Genomic DNA, 19,161 nt, shown 5'->3' with positions numbered 1-19,161 from the left:
ATATGTTGTCCATCCGAATCACTTAATGCAGGTGTCCGATCATAGTCTATTGATATATACTCCATCGATCGATTAAGAGCTGAATCTGTTGATATGACCTCTTCCAATGCTGCAAGATATAGTCCACTTAGACTGTTATCAGCCTCTGTATTCGTAAACGTGCTTGCACAAGATGTAGTCAGATTAACCAGTGACAAAAGATAAATGAAGTGCAACAACTTCCTTGGGATGACCCTCACCTCCTATGGATTCCTAAACTCATTAACGGAAACCTCACTGAACATGTTGCACAATAAAAAAAGCAGTCCTCAGCGGACTGCACGTTTAATTTTTACATATTCAGATCCAATTGAAACTGATCCAGCTCTTCTTCTGCGTCACGCATTAACTCCACTAGCTGATCAGCGTATTCTCCAAGCACAGCCCTGCTGGCCTCAAAATTCACCCATTGAATGGTTAGTGGAATTGAAATGAAGCCTGTAATGACATCCCATAACGCATCGAGATTCCGCCCGTAAGAGTCATCTAACCCCAGCTTCGCCTGAAGAATATCATGCAGCTCTTCTTTTCCATGAATATCATTTCCATCAATGATTACTGTCTTCATACCATCCTACCTTTGGTCATTTGATTTGTTCAAACGTGCGATAATGATCGGTTGTCTTGTATATTAAGCCATCACTGGAATAGAGAATTCGGTCACTTCCCCGGGTTCCCCCGGAATAATTGATATCTGCCTCGTACCACGTTCTTCCCTTTTTCTTGGGTAACAAGCCTTCCCGATTCTGAAATATATCACCGCCGATACTTTTGCCTGGGGCCACATCTTGCAAATTTCCTTCACTTGGTTCCCAGCCCAAAGCTCTGGCCTCCTTCTTGGTAATATAATTATCCGGAAGTTCCTGATGCTCTGCAAGATAATTGGCCACTTCGTCAAATTGGTTCAAGACAGCATGAGTCTGGGTCGAATCATCTACAGATAGCGATTCTAGTGAACAACCTGCGAACAGCATCGTCGCAAGAATAATGAGTACAGCACCTAGCCATTTTTTAATATACACTGCTTATAATCTCCTTTTAATCTTCTTAACTCAAAAAAGTATATACCAATCTTCACACAGTTCCAAGTATAGCTAAAAGTTAAAAGGATTGATGTACATTTCAGTCATCTGCCATTACACCCGTCCCGGGTGGAGTGGGTCGCGTAACCATCGCTACGCTGATCGAACACACCATCAAATCAGCCTGCATGCAATCCAAAAAAACATCATAATATGTACGAAAGCACGCAAAGCTCACTTTTTTTCATGAGGGCTTTGCGTGCTTCTTTCTATAAAAAAGTAAGGACTAATGTACATTGAAAGTTCGTACGTCTGCTAATTCAATTTTCGTTACTACTTATCTGTTCATTGTTAAGGTTCTTTTTATTTTTTGGCATATTGTAAAATGGCCGTCGCCGCACGAATACGAAGTTCCTCGTCTTCGCTCTGTAATGCATTCTTTAGTACACCTAGAGCTTCCTGTATCGTCCCGTCATCTACGCCAACCGAATGTTGAACTGCCGTTTCCGTTTCGGGAGTTCTTGAAAGCCATGGATCCAATTGAGCCTGTGAAAGTGGATACTCGAATGTTGAAATGATGGAAGCATTCAAAATCAGAGCACGTACCTTGTCGTTTATATCTGTCAGTGGAATTCGCCCCAACCACGTTACACCTCGCCGATGACATATCGAATCTTCTCCAATGCTAACGGAGTCATCGTAAAAGTAATCACCCACATCTCCAACATATACCCACTCATCGTCATGAATTAAGACATGATCTCCATCCTGTATAATGTTTATAAACGTCTGTAGGGTACCTATTACTCCGCTCAGTTCCGATTCAGGTATTGCATAATACTGCCTGATTTGCTCTTTCCATTCTTCAGCCGGCAGTTGTTCCAAATCCCCTGTAGCTGGCCAATCGATCCCGATAAAGTTATCTTCCAGGAAGGCTGCAGTTCGATCAGTTCCGTGTATGGTGGATTGGATGTGAAAAAGGTTCATGCTGCACTTGTCCTCCTCTAATACTGTAACCGTATTTTAAGTTCTACACATTATAAATGCTTTCATTGGATTTATCTTTCGCTTCAGCAGCTTATACGAACAATCTAACAATCACACTTGAAGGTTATTTTTTCGTTTCCGAAATGCTGACGGTGTCTCGCCAAACGCTTCACGGAATTTCCTTGTAAAATGTATACCGCAGTCGAATCCGACATCCGCAGCGATCTCTGCGATTTGCCGGTTCGTGCCGGCGAGAAGCTGCGCTGCCTTCTCCAACCTGAACTTGTGAACGGTATTTAGAATCGTATCCCCTACCTGCTCCTTAAATAAATGAGAGAGGCGTGAGGTGGATAAACAGCATCGGTTCGCAAGTTCCGGTATGCTTATCTTCTGCGCAGGATGCATCTGCAGATACCGCATGATCTCCGCAATTCGGGGATCCATCGTCGCCGGAACATCCGGTGGATAGGTGTGTTGAATGTGTATCAACGTCTCCTCCAGGGCCAGCTCGGATAATCGGCGATATTGTTCCGATCGGCCTTCCGAAAATCCGTGACGCACCAATCTTTGAAGAGCATTCTGAATATCATGCTGTACGTCTTCCGAAACAATCCGCTGGTAGATGAAACGAGCAGACGTTTCGGGAAGCTTCAACCAAGTACTCCAATGGGGATCGGGTATGAAGTGTACCCATATAAATTCCCAATGATCCTGCTTTGTTCTATAATGGTGCGGAAGCCCTGGCATAAGAATTGCCACATCCCCCGCTGTGCAGGTTATTGAATTTTTGCCATGCTGTATTTCCCCTTTACCGGAAAGCGTATACATTAGTAACCAGTCGACGCTCCCTGTTGGTCGATGAATCTCATATCCGTTCAACTGCTTATAATGACCTGCGATCAATATTCCAAAGGGCCTGTGTCCAACTATAGCATAATCCGCATGTTTTTCAGCCATTATCACACTACCTCGCTATGATCTATTCCATATAAAATGTAGCTGTATCGATATTTCTTTTATTTTTGAACACAGTAGAATTCATCGTAAAGAACATATCACAAGGAGGTTGTCCCAGCAATGAGTCACATCTCAAAATTATCATTAATAGATGCAGACCGTAAGAAAATCCATCCGGGAAAATTGGGTATGCATGGTGGAACCAATCCCAAAGGAGATGCCTTTGGATTCACCAATTATTATATGACTCGTAATGGCGAGCCCTTCATCCCGATCGTAGGTGAATTTCACTTCTCCAGGTTTTCATACTTGTACTGGGAAGAAGAGCTGCTGAAAATGAAGGCCGGTGGAATTCATATCGTCGCTACATATGTATTTTGGAATTTTCATGAGGAAGAAGAAGGGATTTTTGAATGGGGTGGAAATCGGAACCTGCGCCATTTCATCGATCTGTGTGCCAAACTGGATCTGCCCCTCATTCTTCGTATCGGTCCATTCTGCCACGGTGAAGTTCGCAATGGAGGAATTCCGGATTGGGTAGTTTCCAAGCCTATTGAGATCCGCTCCAATGATCCCGGATATCTGAAGCTGACACGCAGACTGTATCGGGAAATTGCCAGTCAGATGAAAGGCAGCCTGTATCAGGACGGAGGACCCGTGATAGCTGTGCAGTTGGAAAATGAATTCATGCACGCCGGAGCACCGAATGATGCCTGGGGTTACAAAACCGGTAAGTTTCTGTCCTCCGGAACCGGAGGTACAGCTCATCTGGCCGAGCTGCGCCGCATTGCCGAGGAAGCTGGCATTCGTCCTCTGTTCTTCACAGCTACCGCTTGGGGCGGGGCAGCCGTTCCTGAGGAAGGCTTTTTGCCCATGCTTGCAGGTTACGCCTATACGTCCTGGCTGCCTGACCAGCCTCCAAGCAAGGAATTCGTGTATCGCGATCTTCATATTACTCCGGCGGAGCCCGTTCATTTCGACACGCCTGAATATCCCGTTGCGTATTGCGAAATGGCTGGTGGTATGCAGGTCAGTTATAATGTGAGGCCATACGTCCCGGAAAACAGTATTGAAGCCATGACCCTTGTCAAACTGGCCAGCGGCAGCAATCTGCTCGGTTATTACATGTATCATGGCGGCTCCAACCCCGTCGGCAAGAAGAGTTATCTCAATGAGCAATTCTTGCCGAAAATTACGTATGACTACCAGTCTCCCTTGGGTGAGTTCGGCAGAGTCGGTGCATCTTATGACCGCATCCGCGCCATCTCCTTGTTTCTTAAATCTTTCGGATCGGTCCTTGCTCCGATGAAAACGGTACTGCCTGAGGGTCAGTCTACCATCGATCCGACAGATACAGAGACACTACGCTGGTGTGTCAGACATCAGGACGGCTCGGGCTTTGTTTTTCTGAATAATTTTCAGGACCAGATCGACCTGCCCCGCCGTAAAATACGAATCGAATTGGAAACATCCAAAGGCAGCGTTGCCTTCCCCGCTGAAGGTGAACTTGAGCTTCCTGAAGGAATCGGATTGATGCTGCCGTTCAATCTGGAACTTCATGGCGTGTCCTTACTTAGTGCAACGGCTCCATTGCTCACCATGATCGACACAAATCAAGACAAAACGATTTTCTTCTATGCACATGAAGGCATGACACCGGAATACGTCGTTTCCAAAACGAATCTAAAGGATGTGCAGTGCAGCGGAAGTGTAATATTGGACCACGGATCTTATTATGTGATTCAACCAAGCGTAGACAAAAATAAATCAGTTAACTTCCTAACCACAGATGGTGGTTCCGTACGTTTTGTGGTGCTTTCAAGAGAAGAAGCGCAAAAGCATACACCTTTGAACTATGGGGACAACCAACACTGGTTATCAGCGATTGTCCCGTAACGGTCAGTAATCATCAGCTTATCTGCACATCGACAGGATCTTCCCATATTGCTGTTTCACTGTATCCCAAGCCAGAGCAAGATTTGCAAACACATCATTCCAGCGCTATCCATTGTCAACACGTGGGTTCCACTCTTTTCACAACCTATGCAATAGACCTGCCTGAATATACACCAGAGGTTTTGATGAAGAAACCTGCGGAGAAATCGGCCTTGCTGCAATTTGCCGGAGAATGGCCATCCCATATTCACGATGTATGGCTTGAGGTAGATTATGAAGGTGATGTGGCCGAAGCGTTCCTGAATGGCCGGCTCATAACAGATCATATCTCTTACGGTAAGACCTGGTGCATAGGCCTGAAGGAATTTTACACTCAGCTTGAATTCTCTGAATTGCACTTATCCATAACGCCCCAGCGCAGAGGGACGGTCCATACCTTTGTTAATCAGGCACAAATTGAGCGCTTTGAGGGAGTCGAGATCGCCGAATTCTGCCGCATTGAAGCCATTCCGCAATATCAAGTCGCGTTGTATCCAGTTAAAACTACTGCTGCGATTGGACAATTATCCGTCCCATTCTCCAACTAAGAGAGCGTATTAAGCCCTGAATCTGTTCAAATCGAACAACTCAGGGCTTTTTCTCATATCGCTGTGTAGGTTAACTAAGTCATACGAAGGATTAAACATCGATCAGACTCTTATAGATATTCGAGTTACACTTTCTTACTCCAATTCTTTCGTTGAAAATGCTTAGCTACGTGGTATCCTTGAGTAGAGAATACAGGAATACACATACATATTTCTATCAGAAGAAGCATAAAAAGTGAGGAGATTTTTTTGAGTAAACCCATTCGCTTTGGGATTATAGGATTTGGCTGGAGAGCAGAAGCTTATCTGCGGATCGCGAAGCAGCTCCCCCATATATTCAAGATCAGCGGCGTAGCTGTGCGTAATCCGTCCAAATATGTGGAGGCTGCCAAACGTTGGGGCGTCACCCTTTTCGAGTCATCTTTTGAAATGGCCCGTCATTGTGATTTTCTTCTGGTTGCTGTGTCCAAAACATCCGTTCCTGCCGTCCTTGAAGAACTTGTAACACTACAGGTTCCTCTCTTGGTTGAAACACCGCCTGCTTTTGATGAAGAAAGCTTGAGGACAATGTCCTCTTTTGCTGAGAAAAACGATCAGATCCAAATTGCAGAACAGTATCCCCTGCTGCCGCATCAACTCGCTCGGATGTCCCTGATCCAGTCAGGGAAACTGGGGCAGGTTCATCATGTTCAAGCATCAGTAGCACACGGTTATCATGGGATCAGTCTGATACGTAACTGGCTGTCGCTCAACGATATCAGCAGCGAAATTGTCGGCCGCCGCTTCGAACTTCCCATTCTGGAAGTACCTTATCGCGGTCGTCAAGTCCAGGATCGAATCGAGAATGAAGTTCAAGAGATCGCCATGTTGTCTTTTCATAACGGCAAGAGTGCTGTGCTGGACTTCACCCGTTCTCAATACTTTTCGCCTCTCCGTCAAAACCGGGTTTTGATTCGCGGATCTCATGGGGAGATACGGGATAACGAAGTCACGATCAGCTTGGGTACCGATGCATATGATACATACTCCATCCACCGGATTCAGAGCGGCATGGAAGGAAGTCTGGGACCGCTCTCCCTCCGTGAGCTACGCGCAGGACAAGAGTGCCTGTACCGTAATCCCTTCTCTTCTGTACCGTTTTCCGATGAAGAGCTGGCCATGGTTGAAATTTTGACGCGCATGTCTGCCTTTGTGAGAGAGAATATCTCTTTTTATCCCCTGACCGAAGCTCTTAAGGATGTGCGTTTGTCTCTCGCCATCGAGAAAGCAATCTCCACTCAAGAATCGGTAAGCATCTGATTTTTTATTAAGTCATCTGAATGAATCGTTTAACGAAATTGCTCTTTGAAAGGTGTGTCATAAATCTTATATCCCAAGATGGGCACAAATTTTGAACTCATTCATTAGTCACTAAAAAAAACGAACTTACTCCATCTCGGGAATAAGTTCGTTTATTTGCTATTCATTTAGTAAAACAGACCAGTTAGGGTCGTTGTATCGTTTATAACTACTTCCCTTTCCATGGTGAGCTCCTCTGGAATATGATCTAATCCTTCAATTCGGAATTCATAAGGGGATTTCTAGTCCTTGACCGACATATCCTCGATATAAAATAGCGTGACGATGGTCTGAAGCTGTACATCCAGTTCGTCAATCACCTCAAACAGCTCAATTTGCTCGTACTCATCCTTATAAGATGTCTTTCTTAAATCATAAGGAATGAGGGATACTCGCTTCTTTTTTCTATTGATCTGATTGCACTCGTTAATCAATATCCGAATTATCCATGTTTTAAAATAAGCAGGCTCTTTCAGTGTATGTACATTAGAAAATGCTTTGGCAATGGTCTCCTGCATCGCATCTGCACAATCTTCGTTGTTCTTAACAATTGATCTTGCGATAACAAAGAGGCTCTGATGTACCGCTCGTATTAATAACACAAATGCTTCCTTATCCCCTTTTCTCGCAAGTTCTGCATTCTCAATTAAATCCACGAAGATCTCCCCTCCTTCTCAAACTATCTATTTATTAGATACTCAAAGACTTCATTAGGTTCATAAGATAATTCCATTAATTCCCGGGTAAACTATACCTTACTTATTATCCAACTAAAAAACAGCCGAACATAGTAAGTTCAGCTGTTATCTTATATCACTTATCTATCTCAAAAATGAAAACACCATATGCAGACATTTTGATTTCATTCTTATAGGATGTTCCCGTTAGTAACTCTTTCGTTTCCTTCTTGAGCTTGATGGAAACCTCCTGGTCCGAGTAGTTGAGTAAGAATAGATATAATCTATTCTTGGCAGAACGGATGCCGATTTCAACTTCGGAAGGTACTTCTATCAGGTCATCAACCGGCGAAGACAGCCCTATTTCATCCATGAGAGCATCAACGATTGGTTCATTGTAAGCGGCCCCATAATACCATACCTCTCCTTGACCTACTGCACGCCTCGTCATCGCAGCGCTACCTGCATAGTATTCGGAGGCATATTCGGCGACCACCTGTACCTCTGGATGTTCCACATGAAGAATTTCGTTAAATCCAACCGATTCTAATCCGTGAGACCACTGCTCACTTGTACCCTTCCATTGCAACTTGGCCCCAGTCACGGTTCCTTTCACTAAGGTAAAATCCTCTACAGTTACTCCACATAACGCTGCAACAGCTCCTGGAAATGGCCTCATGTAACAATGTCCCTTGAGATCCTTATATCCGGTCCGTGCGCCGAATAACAGGGTACCTCCTTGGCTGACGTAAGCTCGAAGAAGTTCTGCTGTTTCGTCTGTCATGATTGCGGGATGAGCATAGATGATCACCTTATATTTGGACAGATGTTCCAGTAGGGTCGTTGGTCGCAGAGTAACTAGATCTATAGGGATATGGCGGTATTGCAGCTGCTTAAACCATGCGCGTGTGCTTTGGTGGTGAAGCGGACCATGCCACTCGTCTAACTCTCCGTCCCACATATTATCGTAATCCTGCAGGATGGCAACGTCCGCTTGATATGTCGTACCTGCAATAACTCGTCCTATTTGGGCAAACTCTTCGCCCACTTGTGCAACTTCACGCACTCGCCTGTTGGGTTGATTGTGGTAATCATTGATACCGTGCCAATACATCTCGGTTCCGAACGTTGCCGTACGCCAGCGGAAGTATACAAGTAGGTCTGTGCCATGAAGAACGGATTGGTATGACCATAATCGGATCTGGCCCGGTCTTGGCGTGCCCATACCTATACTATCAACCCAGCCGCCTGGACCAGACTGCTGTTCCATTACGCAAAAATTCGGCGACATGTTGCGTACATTCGACAATTTCATGCTCCAAGCCCGGTCTTGCAATGGCTTCTCGTCCTCATCAGGAAATATTGTGGCAAATTGCGGATACGAATCATAGGAAAAGAAATCAAGGAGTTCATCCGTCAATTCATGATTGTCTATATGTCCAAACGTACCGTTTGTCGTGATCCAATGTTCCGGGTCCAATTCACGAATGATATCCACCTGAAGCTTGGCAAATGAAATGGTATTCGCCGATATGAAGCGCTTTTCATCCAGCGCCAGGTGGGGATTGGGCGATGAATTGACCATGTTCCGTGTGAGATATATTTGTTCCCACGCCGTATAGGTCTGACTCCAAAATACCGTACCCCATGCCTGGTTCAGATGTTCCAGTGACCCGTACCGATTTCTCAGCCACTCACGGAAAGCGATATGGTCTGCCTCAGCATAGAAAACATTGATATGGCAGTTGAGTTCGTTATCGATCTGCCATCCAATGACTGCGGGATGATCTTTATATGCCAGAACCATGTTCCGCACTATCTTTTCACATTGCTGCCGATAGATCGGACTGCTGTAATTGTTATGACGTCGCATGCCGTGCCGATACAAGACGCCATCCTTATTCGCATTTAACACTTCAGGATACTTTTCAGTTAACCATGCTGGCGGGGTTGCAGTCGGTGTCCCCAGAATGACACTTAAACCATATTGGTGCGCAAGATCCATCACCCGCCCAAAAAAACTAAAATCAAATCGGTCTTCTTCCGGTTCCATGATGGACCATGCGAATTCAGCCATCCGAATAACCGTAATATTCATCTCCTGCATCCTGCGGAAGTCGTCTTCCCATAATTGCTCATTCCAATGCTCGGGGTAGTAACAGACACCCAGTTTTAATTCGTCCACGTGTATTGATTTCGCCATCTCATTGTCCCCTTTAACTACGTTACTAACTCCATTCTATTGGACCAATCGCGTATATTAAATGACAAGATTATGCGACTTATAATAAAATATTGTCATCAATAACTAACAATACAACGGATGACTTGCTTTATTATAATGAAATACATCAAAATATTGCGTTCAACTGGAGGATACGCGTGAAAGAACACCTCTTTCTTCCTAAGCCGGTTTTTCCCCGGCATGTATGCTTTCCCGATTTTATTGGAGGCTACAGTGACTTTCCGAAGCATCGTGTAAATCGAGAGTATCGGACCAAAGAAATTAATTTGGATCAATGCTATAATCTGCATCTTGTATATGACGGGAAAGGATTTCTGCACAGCGGAACCAATTCTTATGAGTTAACGCGTGCACAGGGATTCCTCTACGGTCCGGGTCTCAGGCAAACATATCATTCGGACTTTGATGACCCCTGGAGTATTCGTTGGATTCACTTCTACGGTATTCGTCTTGAAGAATTATTGAATGGAAAGGGAGTGGATGAGCCATGGCTGTTTCAATGTTCCAACTTTCCTATGATTACAGCTCTGATGGACCGATTACTGGAGATAGGCAGGGGATATCAGGTTGACGATGAGCACAGTATGGCCGCAACGTTGTATGAACTTTTGACAAGATTACAGTCCGGAGCGAGCCAAATCAATGTTTCCATGAATCCAACCGCAGAGCGGATTCGTGAAGCAGCAAATTATATCCGCTCCCATAGTAATGAGCACATCACGCTAGAACAAGCAGCCGGGATCGCCGGTTATAGTACTCCATACTTTAGCCGCAAGTTTAGTCAAACGATTGGAATCTCTTTTCCGGAGTTCCTAATGGAATCCAGGTTATTGCATGCGAAGCAATTATTAGCTACGACCAATCTTTCCATTAAGCAAATTACCTTAGAGACAGGTTTTTCCCAGTCAAGCTACTTCATTAGATGTTTTCGAAGTCAGGAAAACGTCACCCCCCTGCAGTTCAGAAATATTCACAATCATATGAAAGAGGAACATTTATCATAAAAGAAGACTCTGCACTCAACATGCAGAGTCTTTTTCATCGTTATCAAGACTGCTCAATGGAATCTTCGTCTTCGTCTTCATCCGCTCTATATTCCAATAGATCTCCGGGCTGACAATCCAGCGCTTTGCAGATTGCCTCTAACGTGGACAAACGTATCGCTTTTGCCTTCCCGTTCTTCAATATCGAAATATTGGCGATCGTAATTTCAACTCTCTCCGCAAGCTCGGTAACTGTCATTTTCCGCTTTGCCAACATCACATCAATATTGATTATAATGGCCATGTCTTCACCTCAAACCACTAGGTCATTTTCGGATTTAATATCAATGGCTTCCTGTAACAGTCTTTGGAGAACAGCGGAAAACACCGCAATGACCAGCGAAGCAAAAATAGGAACCATCCCCACAATAATAAGCCCAGGGGCATCATCCTTATCTGCTACAAGAAAAACGAACGGCAGCATCACGAGATATAGACTACTGATTACAATAGCACAATATTTTATGATTTTTAAAGAACGGACCGAAATTGAAGAGAAGGCCTCGTTCTTATCGATGTAGCTCAGGAGACGGAATGACTGGAACAGAGCAATGATAAATGGTATGACAGAGAGGTACATAATGACCACAATAGGATATAGCGAACCGGCATAATTCGGATTCACCGGATGATTCGCTAACCAAGGTATGCCGAAGATGCATAAAGCTAGAATGGGAAGCCCAATAAGCAGTACAGCCATTTTTAGAAAGATCGTTGAACCTCGTTTCACAAAAAGCACCTCACTTGTTTTAATTGATTTGAATTTATCACACAATTTATCGTTTTACAATAAATAATTATTGATTTTTATTGTTTTATTATTGTTAAGCAATCACTTATGATATAATAACGACCAACGATAACGAATAAAAACGGTGGACAAGGCGGGCCTTACTCATGAAATTGGAACGATTAATCTCTATGATCTATAAGCTGCTGAACAACGAAGTTGTCTCTGCTTCCATGCTTGCCGAAGAGTTTCAGGTATCCCAAAGAACCATATATCGCGACATCGACGTGATCTGTGCTGCTGGTTTTCCGGTTGTTTCTTATCAAGGAATAAACGGCGGGTATGGCATGATTGACGGATACAAAATGGACAAAAGCCTGCTCGGGTCGTACGATGTTCACTCTCTGATTACGGTTCTTCGCAGCCTCTCCACTGTATTTGAGGATGAGCGTGCACAGGGCACGATTGAACGTCTGCAAACGGTCGGGTCTGATCAGCAAACCCCGACCTTGGCGGTTGACTTGGAAACTCACCGTATGGATCACTATGCACTTCGCGAGCTGCGGTCGGGGATCACGAAGCATATCGTTGTGCACTTCGATTACGTTAATAACAAGAATGAACGCACAACCCGTGAGTTGGAACCGGTGACGCTTTATTTTAAATATCGAAATTGGTACGTATATGGTTTCTGTCGGACACGTCAGGATTACCGGGAATTTCGTCTATCGCGAATGATGAATCTCTCGCTGACCCAAGAATCATTCCTACCGCACAATGAGGTGCCAAGAGAGACTTCTTTGCAAAATGAGGAATGGCAAAATCAAATAAGTGACGTTGTCTTTCGGGTTGCTCCTGAGGTATTAGCGGAAGCGCTGGATCATTTTCATCAGGCAGAGAAGCAATTTAATGAGGATGGAAGCATGACCATGCGAATTTCTGTTTACCAACCTCTTCAGGCAAGGTGGCTTCGATCATTTCTGCTGAGTTTGGGCAGTGGAGTCGAAGTGATGAAGCCTCGAGAACTTCGAGGGATTCTGAAAGAACAGCTGCAACAAGCAATCCTGCTATACGAAGAAGTATGACACTCTGTTGTCATACTTCTTTTTTTATAATCACTACAGATTCAAAAAACAAAAATCATTGTACAACAAAAGGAGACCTTTCAAATGACGAATTATCCAGTGGAGATGCTGAATTACCACACGTGGGCTAACCAAACCATCCTGGGCAGAATCAAGGAATTGCCCTCTTCTGTACTAAGTCAAAAATTGAACAGCTCTTTCCCCACCATCGCCCATGCCCTAAGCCATATCTACGCAGTCGATCAGATGTGGTATCGAGTTTTATCAGGTATGGAAATGGGTGAAGCGCTGCAAGAGTGCATGCCATTAAATGGAAAAACACTCCTTACCGTCGAAGAGTACATGGACACTTATGCGGAATTGGCAGAACGATATCATGAATGGATACAGCGTCAAACCGATTTGGAGCAAACCATTACACTTGATAATCCATACGCTGGTATACGCGAAACAACATTGTCCAACATGCTGCTTCATGTGGTGAATCACGGTACTTACCACAGGGGCAATGTATCTACCATGCTGCGTCAATTGGGGCATGCGTCCACCATGAACGACTATTGTCTGTATTGGTATCAGCAACCCGTGCAGTCCAATTAAATGAACAACGAATCAGGCTAGTAATGATTGGAGCAGTCGAACTATGGAAATTCACAATTTACTCTCTGTAAACTCAAGAGAAGACTTAAGATTATGGTTTCAGACCCATTGCAGGACTGAAACTTCCTGCTGGGTTATTGTAAGCATGACTGCAAAGTCGGATACGCTATTTTATTTGGACGTCGTGGAAGAATCCCTTTGCTTCGGTTGGATTGATGGACTGAAGAAGAAAATTTCTGACACAGCGCTTGCACAGAGACTGTCACCCCGAAGCCATAACAGCTCCTGGACTGAATTGAACAAAGAACGAGTAAGACGTCTTGAAAAGCTGGGATTCATGAGGGATGAAGGAAGACGGGTGCTGCCGAACATGGACATTGATTCTTTACGCATTGCTGAGGATATTGAGATCAGGCTCAAAGAGGATACACAAACTTATGAAAATTTCATGGCTTTTCCCGCGTTATATACAAGAGTACGGATCGACACGATCCAGAGCGTTAAGAATCAACCTGCAACGTTTGATCACAGATTGGATAAATTCATTACACACACAAGAGATAACAAAATGTACGGACAATGGCATGATGGTGGGCGCCTTTTAAATTATTGAATATATTCACCCGCCTACCCTATCAAAGTGATGTGGGACAGTCACCAATTTGCCTCTGGACGATATCCTATAGTAAAAGGAGGACTGTTCATGTCGCTTTTGTATCAACATTCTGAACTGGAGAACAACGATGCTCCTCTGGAAGAATGGAAAAAGGATGCCTACCGCTTGTTTGCCTCCAAAATGAGTGATCGGGAAGCACGTTTCCCTTGTATTCCGGCGACGCAAGCTTTCGCCATGGGTCATCTTCGGTATGGTTTTGTTTCTGGCTCAGATCACCAGCCCACCGATCGTAAACTCGCGGAGATCATTTCGGAATACGGCCGGGCCTCGCGTTCTTTTGGTGAATATTCTTCATTGATTATTTTTCTCGAATTAAGGGATACAACTAGAACGGTTTTGGATTATGAAACGTTTTTTTGGGGACTGTTAAGCCAGGTCAGTGATTTGGATGTAAAGCCATGGCCGTCAGATATACCAGAGAACCCGGAGAATCCCTTATGGGAGTTCTGTTATGACGATGAGCGTTATTTCGTCTATTGCGGAACACCTGCTCACACGTTCAGGCAGAGCCGAAGTTTCCCATATTTTATGCTCGCTATGACACCTCGCTGGGTTCTTGACCAGTGGAATGCTCACCCCAAGAAAGCTGCTGCCATCGGGCCCAAGATTCGTGAACGACTTGCCGAATACGATGCAGTACCCGCTCATCCTGAATTAAAACAATATGGATCGCATGGGAATCTCGAATATAAGCAGTACTTTCTTAGAGATGATGATACCTCCCCTTCTCGTTGTCCTTTTCTTCGTGCTCTCCAAGCGGAGAAGATTCAGGAATAGAAGTTTACCCTTCCTTGTCCTAAATGAGGCCTCCTTCGAATAAGCTGTACTCTGCAGATATTAGGAGGAGCGTCTCATTAACCGGATTCAGGAAAGGGAAATGATTATGGACATGGAACTGTATATCAAATATGTTCTGATTGGACTAGCTATCGCCATGCCAGTCGGAGCAATCACCGTAGAGATGACCAAACAGGGCTTGAAGAATGGCTTCATTCACGGCTGGGCTGTTGGTTTGGGTGGAATGACCCTGGATACTGCATTGATCCTTGCCATGTATTTTGGATTCGCCACCATCCTTTCGCTACCTTATGTCCAGATTCCTCTCTGGCTTGTTGGAGCCGGTTTTCTTGCCTACCTCGGCTATGATTCGATCAGAAATGCAGATCAGGATATCACGCCAACCGACGAGAAGGTGAAGAAATCGTTTTGGAAAACGTACCGTAACGGCCTGCTTGTAGCCATTTCCCCAGGTAATCTGATCTTTTGGGTTTCCGTATTCGGAGCCGTACTGTCTGATTCCTATCGTTCAGCCGGGAAGGAAAGCTTCGCTATTGCGGCTTGTGGTGTGCTGTGCGGTATTCTGATCCACGACATGGGTCTAGTCTCTCTGGTTTCCGTCACACGAAAAGTGATGAGCCGGAGAATGATCCATTGGGTTTCCATTGCAGCAGGCATACTTCTGCTCGGGTTTTCGTTTTACTTTTTGTATGAGTTCGTACTTTCTCTCTGGACATATATTCAGTGATTGACTCAGCTGGTTGGACAACCCTCAAAATCTTAAAGAATTCCGAGATAGATAAGGAGCCCGTTTTTAGGGTTCCTTTTTTGTTGTGTCTTCATAGACATGTGCTTCCTGATGGCGCTATATCGCTGTTTATACGGAAAAAAGCAAGTAATGAACACCGGCGCAACGGATGACTACACGCTGTAACATCGCGCTATTCCGTACTCTAAGAACCATCTCCACAATCAAGGACTATCGACGGTAATTTCATCCCGCCACTATGATACAGCTAAGGTTGCATCCCCATATGAGACTCTTGAGGAAAGGAATGAAGTCACATGCAAAGAAATACAAAAGCTACCACACTCATGTTCCCCGCCTCCAGAACACCAACGCTGTTAGGCAGAATGGTAAGAAACCGATGGTTGTACTTCATGCTTCTTCCAGGCCTGCTGTACTTTCTTATATTTAAGTACTGGCCCATGTATGGAATACTCATCGCCTTCAAGGATTACCAGCCATTCCTAGGCTTCTGGGATAGTCCTTTTGTAGGGCTCAAACATTTTGAACGTTTATTTAACGATCCTAGCTTTATCGTTCTTTTCCGGAATACGCTCATGCTTGCCATGCTCAACATTCTGTTTTTCTTCCCCTTACCCATTTTTATTGCACTTATGTTAAATGAACTTCGCCACCACTTGTTTAAGCGAACTATTCAGACATTGGTGTATATTCCGCATTTTATGTCATGGGTAGTTGTCGTGGGGATTGCTTATATTTTCTTAACAACAGAAGGTGGTATCGTCAACGATCTTCTGGTGTACTTTGGCTGGGATAAGATTAATTTCCTGGCGAGCAATGAGTGGTTTCGAACCATCGTTACTGCTGAGGTGATCTGGAAGGAATCGGGCTGGGGAACAATCATTTTCCTTGCCGCGCTGTCAGGGGTCGATCCACAGTTGTATGAAGCAGCGCGGATGGATGGAGCGAACAGACTTCGCCAGCTCTGGCATATTACGCTGCCTGCCATTCGCAGCACCATCATCATTCTGTTGATTCTTCGTCTGGGGAACTTCCTAGATACTGGTTTCGAACAGATCTTCCTGATGCTCAACGCCATGAACCGTGAAGTCGGGGAAGTATTTGATACTTACGTATACTCCGTAGGGATTAGCCAAGGGCAATACAGCTTCAGTACCGCAGTTGGTTTGTTCAAGTCTTTGATTGGTTTGGTGCTCGTAGTTGTAGCCAATCATCTGGCCAAGAGGTTTGGTGAAGAAGGAATTTACTAAGGAAGGAGCTCATCAAGGAATGCCTATCAAACCTAGCGTGGGAAGTCGAGTTTTCGATGTACTGAACATACTGCTGTTGACTGTATTTGCTCTGCTCACTGTACTACCCTTCATATATGTTATTGCTGGCTCCTTCGCCACCCAGAAGGAATTATTACTACGTGGGTTCATTTTGTTTCCAACAGAGTTTACACTGGATGCATACAGGTACATCTTTTCAACCCCCACACTTGTCAAAAGCTTGCTTGTTACCATCTACATTACCGTGTTCGGCACGCTGATCAACATATTTTTGACCTGTTTAATGGCCTATCCATTGGCTCGAAGGGACATGGACTTCCGCAAACCGATACTCATGCTGATCGTTTTTACGATGTTATTTAGTGGTGGCATGATTCCAACGTTTCTCGTGGTCAAACAGTTAGGTATGATTAATACGTACTGGTCCTTGCTTATACCTGGAGCCATTAGCGCTTTTAACTTGATCATTATCCGGAACTTCTTTCAGCAGCTTCCCGAGAGCTTGGAAGAGTCAGCCAAGATCGATGGATGCAATGATTTAAGCGTATTTTTTCGCATCGTTCTGCCTCTTTCCATGCCGGCAATCGCTACTTTCTCCCTGTTTTATGCGGTAGGCCATTGGAATACTTACTTTAGTGCTGTGCTTTATATTAACGATAACACCAAATGGCCAATTCAAGTGCTATTACGTCAGTTCGTTATTTTGGCTTCTGGTGGAATCGGGGACTCCACTGCCATGGAATCAGACTATGTTTCCCCACCGGAGCAATCTATCAAGATGGCTGTCATTGTTGTATCCACTCTACCGATCCTGCTCGTGTATCCATTTTTGCAAAAGCATTTCGCCAAAGGCGTATTACTTGGTTCTGTAAAAGGCTGATCGTAACTTAAATCATGAAATCACGATTAGGGGGATTTGAATATGAAGAAACCATATCGGAAGTCGTTGATTAGCACTGGAGCTCTTATCGCTTCATTAAGCTTAATGATTACAGCATGTGCCAGCAACAATTCCAACGAGGCTCAGGAGACAGGTACGGGCGGTGCACAAGGTACTCTCTCCTTGAGCATGATGCTGCCAACGTACAGTGCGGAACAGATGAATGCGAACAGCTCCATTTTGGCTCTGCTTGAGGAGAAAACGAACACGGATCTAACTGTGTCCTGGGTCCCCTCCTCATCCTACACGGATAAATTAAGCGCTACCGTTGCCTCCGGCGAGCTGCCCAAAACGTTCGTTGCTTTGGAGCCAAAAGCTTCTTTTATCATCAATGCTGCCCGGTCAGGCATGTTCTGGGAATTGGGACCGTATCTCGACAGTTATCCAAATCTGAGCAAGATGTCTGATGTCGTGTTAAGCAACTCATCCATTGACAACAAAATATATGGCCTGTATCGCGAACGGGATATTGCCCGTTTCGGTCTGATGATTCGACAGGATTGGCTGCACAATCTGGATTTGGAGGCTCCGAAAAATGTGGATGAACTTTATGACGTATTGAAAGCGTTTGCCACAAAGGATCCGGATCAAAATGGCAGACAGGATACCGTCGGTCTTGCGGTAGGCATGCAGGGAAATAATATCGCTGGATTCAAAGACATCTTGGTCTATCTGGGAGGCCCAAATGAATGGGAACTGAAAGACGGACAGTTAATCCCGGCTCACATGACCAGCGCTTATATGGATACCTTGAAGTTTTACAAGAAACTATATGATGAGAAGCTTATCAATCAGGATTTTGCGCTCGTTCAGGACGGTCGATCGGTGATGTACAAAGGTAAGGCAGGATTGTGGATTGACAACATGGTGGATGGAAAGAACATTGAAGAGAATGTCAAGAAGGTCGCCCCCGATGCCAAAATCAATCTGATTAACCGCATCTCTGGCCCGAACGGAAATGCCACGCGAGCAGGCACAGGTTATTTGGGAATGTACATGATTCCGAAAACAAGTGTCAAAACGGAAGATGAATTGAAGCAAATTCTTGCTTATTTCGATAAGGTATCGGAGAAGGACATGCAAAACCTTTTAAAATATGGCGTTGAAGGCAAGCAGTACTCGGTTGAAAATGGAGAATACAAACAAAACCCGGATCCCAAGTTGCGGTCAGAAATGACGGATAGCAACCAGTTTATGATATTGCAGGATCAGGTGGAGAACTTCGGTACCGAATTGGAGAAGCTCAGCACAGAATTGTTCAAAGACAACGCCACTTTTGCCATTCAAAATCCTGCCTCTCCTTATATCTCTAATACTGCCATTGAGCTCGGTAATGAACTCAATAAAATCATACAGGATGCCACAGTCAAGTACATTATGGGTACCGCCAGCGAAGAGGATTGGAATCAGGCGGTGGATAAGTGGCTGCAAGGTGGCGGAAGCAAAATTATTGAAGAGATTAATGCAGATTACGCCAAATCTGTGAATAAGTAATATCGGATACATTCTCATAAAATCACAA

General features: G+C 44.6%; 21 protein-coding genes. 13 read left to right on the top strand and 8 right to left on the bottom strand.

Features of this window, described 5'->3' with window-relative positions; translation table 11 throughout:
* Window positions 1-331: 331 nt before the first annotated feature.
* Window positions 332-607: a barstar family protein gene (locus AC3RCI_RS14080; RefSeq protein WP_154893198.1), complete on the bottom strand. Its 276-nt coding sequence runs from the start codon at window positions 605-607 to the stop codon at window positions 332-334.
* A gap of 16 nt (window positions 608-623) precedes the next feature.
* The gene (locus AC3RCI_RS14075; RefSeq protein ID WP_127536571.1) at window positions 624-1,013 is read right to left on the bottom strand and encodes a ribonuclease domain-containing protein; all 390 of its coding nucleotides are present in this window, start codon (window positions 1,011-1,013) and stop codon (window positions 624-626) included.
* A 161-nt stretch (window positions 1,014-1,174) separates the two neighbouring features.
* Between AC3RCI_RS14075 and AC3RCI_RS14070 the strand changes: the two genes are divergently transcribed.
* Window positions 1,175-1,273, top strand: a complete 99-nt coding sequence (locus AC3RCI_RS14070; protein ID WP_492529903.1) for a hypothetical protein — start codon at window positions 1,175-1,177, stop codon at window positions 1,271-1,273.
* Between the two features lie 151 nt (window positions 1,274-1,424).
* Here the strand turns inward: AC3RCI_RS14070 and AC3RCI_RS14065 are convergent, their stop codons facing one another.
* Both AC3RCI_RS14065 and AC3RCI_RS14060 read right to left on the bottom strand, forming a co-directional pair.
* A complete protein-coding gene (locus AC3RCI_RS14065) occupies window positions 1,425-2,048 on the bottom strand; it encodes a DUF8426 domain-containing protein (protein WP_492473675.1) in 624 nt (207 codons plus the stop codon).
* Between the two features lie 111 nt (window positions 2,049-2,159).
* A complete protein-coding gene (locus tag AC3RCI_RS14060) occupies window positions 2,160-3,005 on the bottom strand; it encodes a helix-turn-helix domain-containing protein (protein WP_492473674.1) in 846 nt (281 codons plus the stop codon).
* Between the two features lie 120 nt (window positions 3,006-3,125).
* Here AC3RCI_RS14060 and AC3RCI_RS14055 point away from each other — a divergent pair, with 120 nt between their 5' ends.
* The 3 genes from AC3RCI_RS14055 (at window position 3,126) to AC3RCI_RS14045 (ending at window position 6,787) form a co-directional block, all read left to right on the top strand.
* Entirely contained in the window at window positions 3,126-4,901 is a 1,776-nt protein-coding gene (locus tag AC3RCI_RS14055; protein WP_492529583.1) for a beta-galactosidase, read from the top strand.
* A 185-nt stretch (window positions 4,902-5,086) separates the two neighbouring features.
* Window positions 5,087-5,488: a hypothetical protein gene (locus AC3RCI_RS14050; protein WP_492529581.1), complete on the top strand. Its 402-nt coding sequence runs from the start codon at window positions 5,087-5,089 to the stop codon at window positions 5,486-5,488.
* A 249-nt stretch (window positions 5,489-5,737) separates the two neighbouring features.
* Entirely contained in the window at window positions 5,738-6,787 is a 1,050-nt protein-coding gene (locus tag AC3RCI_RS14045; protein ID WP_492529579.1) for a Gfo/Idh/MocA family protein, read from the top strand.
* A gap of 281 nt (window positions 6,788-7,068) precedes the next feature.
* Here the strand turns inward: AC3RCI_RS14045 and AC3RCI_RS14040 are convergent, their stop codons facing one another.
* Window positions 7,069-7,482, bottom strand: a complete 414-nt coding sequence (locus tag AC3RCI_RS14040) for a sigma-70 family RNA polymerase sigma factor (protein WP_492473671.1) — start codon at window positions 7,480-7,482, stop codon at window positions 7,069-7,071.
* 157 nt (window positions 7,483-7,639) lie between these two features.
* Window positions 7,640-9,706 carry a beta-galactosidase gene (locus AC3RCI_RS14035; RefSeq protein WP_492529577.1) on the bottom strand — a complete coding sequence of 689 codons (2,067 nt, stop codon included), beginning with the start codon at window positions 9,704-9,706 and terminating at the stop codon, window positions 7,640-7,642.
* Window positions 9,707-9,885: 179 nt separating this feature from the next.
* On the opposite strand from AC3RCI_RS14035, the gene AC3RCI_RS14030 reads away from it, so the two are divergent.
* Window positions 9,886-10,752 carry a helix-turn-helix transcriptional regulator gene (locus AC3RCI_RS14030; RefSeq protein WP_336780028.1) on the top strand — a complete coding sequence of 289 codons (867 nt, stop codon included), beginning with the start codon at window positions 9,886-9,888 and terminating at the stop codon, window positions 10,750-10,752.
* Window positions 10,753-10,795: 43 nt separating this feature from the next.
* Here AC3RCI_RS14030 and AC3RCI_RS14025 read toward each other — a convergent pair whose 3' ends face one another.
* A complete protein-coding gene (locus tag AC3RCI_RS14025) occupies window positions 10,796-11,035 on the bottom strand; it encodes a helix-turn-helix domain-containing protein (RefSeq protein WP_127535795.1) in 240 nt (79 codons plus the stop codon).
* A 9-nt stretch (window positions 11,036-11,044) separates the two neighbouring features.
* Entirely contained in the window at window positions 11,045-11,521 is a 477-nt protein-coding gene (locus AC3RCI_RS14020) for a DUF2975 domain-containing protein (protein ID WP_154893208.1), read from the bottom strand.
* Between the two features lie 167 nt (window positions 11,522-11,688).
* Here AC3RCI_RS14020 and AC3RCI_RS14015 point away from each other — a divergent pair, with 167 nt between their 5' ends.
* From AC3RCI_RS14015 to AC3RCI_RS13980, 8 genes are all read left to right on the top strand, one after another.
* The gene (locus AC3RCI_RS14015; protein WP_492473668.1) at window positions 11,689-12,606 is read left to right on the top strand and encodes a helix-turn-helix transcriptional regulator; all 918 of its coding nucleotides are present in this window, start codon (window positions 11,689-11,691) and stop codon (window positions 12,604-12,606) included.
* A gap of 84 nt (window positions 12,607-12,690) precedes the next feature.
* Window positions 12,691-13,206 (top strand): DinB family protein, encoded by a 516-nt coding sequence (locus AC3RCI_RS14010; protein WP_492529575.1) that lies wholly within the window; start codon window positions 12,691-12,693, stop codon window positions 13,204-13,206.
* 43 nt (window positions 13,207-13,249) lie between these two features.
* Window positions 13,250-13,819: a YdeI/OmpD-associated family protein gene (locus AC3RCI_RS14005; RefSeq protein WP_492529573.1), complete on the top strand. Its 570-nt coding sequence runs from the start codon at window positions 13,250-13,252 to the stop codon at window positions 13,817-13,819.
* A gap of 90 nt (window positions 13,820-13,909) precedes the next feature.
* Window positions 13,910-14,659, top strand: coding sequence for a YqcI/YcgG family protein (locus AC3RCI_RS14000; protein WP_492473665.1), 750 nt, complete (start codon window positions 13,910-13,912; stop codon window positions 14,657-14,659).
* Between the two features lie 112 nt (window positions 14,660-14,771).
* A complete protein-coding gene (locus AC3RCI_RS13995; protein ID WP_492473664.1) occupies window positions 14,772-15,407 on the top strand; it encodes a LysE family translocator in 636 nt (211 codons plus the stop codon).
* A gap of 347 nt (window positions 15,408-15,754) precedes the next feature.
* Complete coding sequence (locus tag AC3RCI_RS13990) at window positions 15,755-16,678, top strand: ABC transporter permease (RefSeq protein WP_492529901.1); 924 nt, start codon at window positions 15,755-15,757, stop codon at window positions 16,676-16,678.
* A gap of 19 nt (window positions 16,679-16,697) precedes the next feature.
* A complete protein-coding gene (locus AC3RCI_RS13985) occupies window positions 16,698-17,579 on the top strand; it encodes a carbohydrate ABC transporter permease (protein ID WP_154893213.1) in 882 nt (293 codons plus the stop codon).
* Window positions 17,580-17,621: 42 nt separating this feature from the next.
* Window positions 17,622-19,133: an extracellular solute-binding protein gene (locus AC3RCI_RS13980; RefSeq protein ID WP_492529571.1), complete on the top strand. Its 1,512-nt coding sequence runs from the start codon at window positions 17,622-17,624 to the stop codon at window positions 19,131-19,133.
* Window positions 19,134-19,161 lie beyond the last annotated feature (28 nt).

The sequence above is a fragment of the Paenibacillus sp. MT124 genome (genome assembly GCF_058792755.1).
Note: the sequence above shows the minus strand (reverse complement) of the source record. Positions and strands in the feature narration are given on the sequence as shown.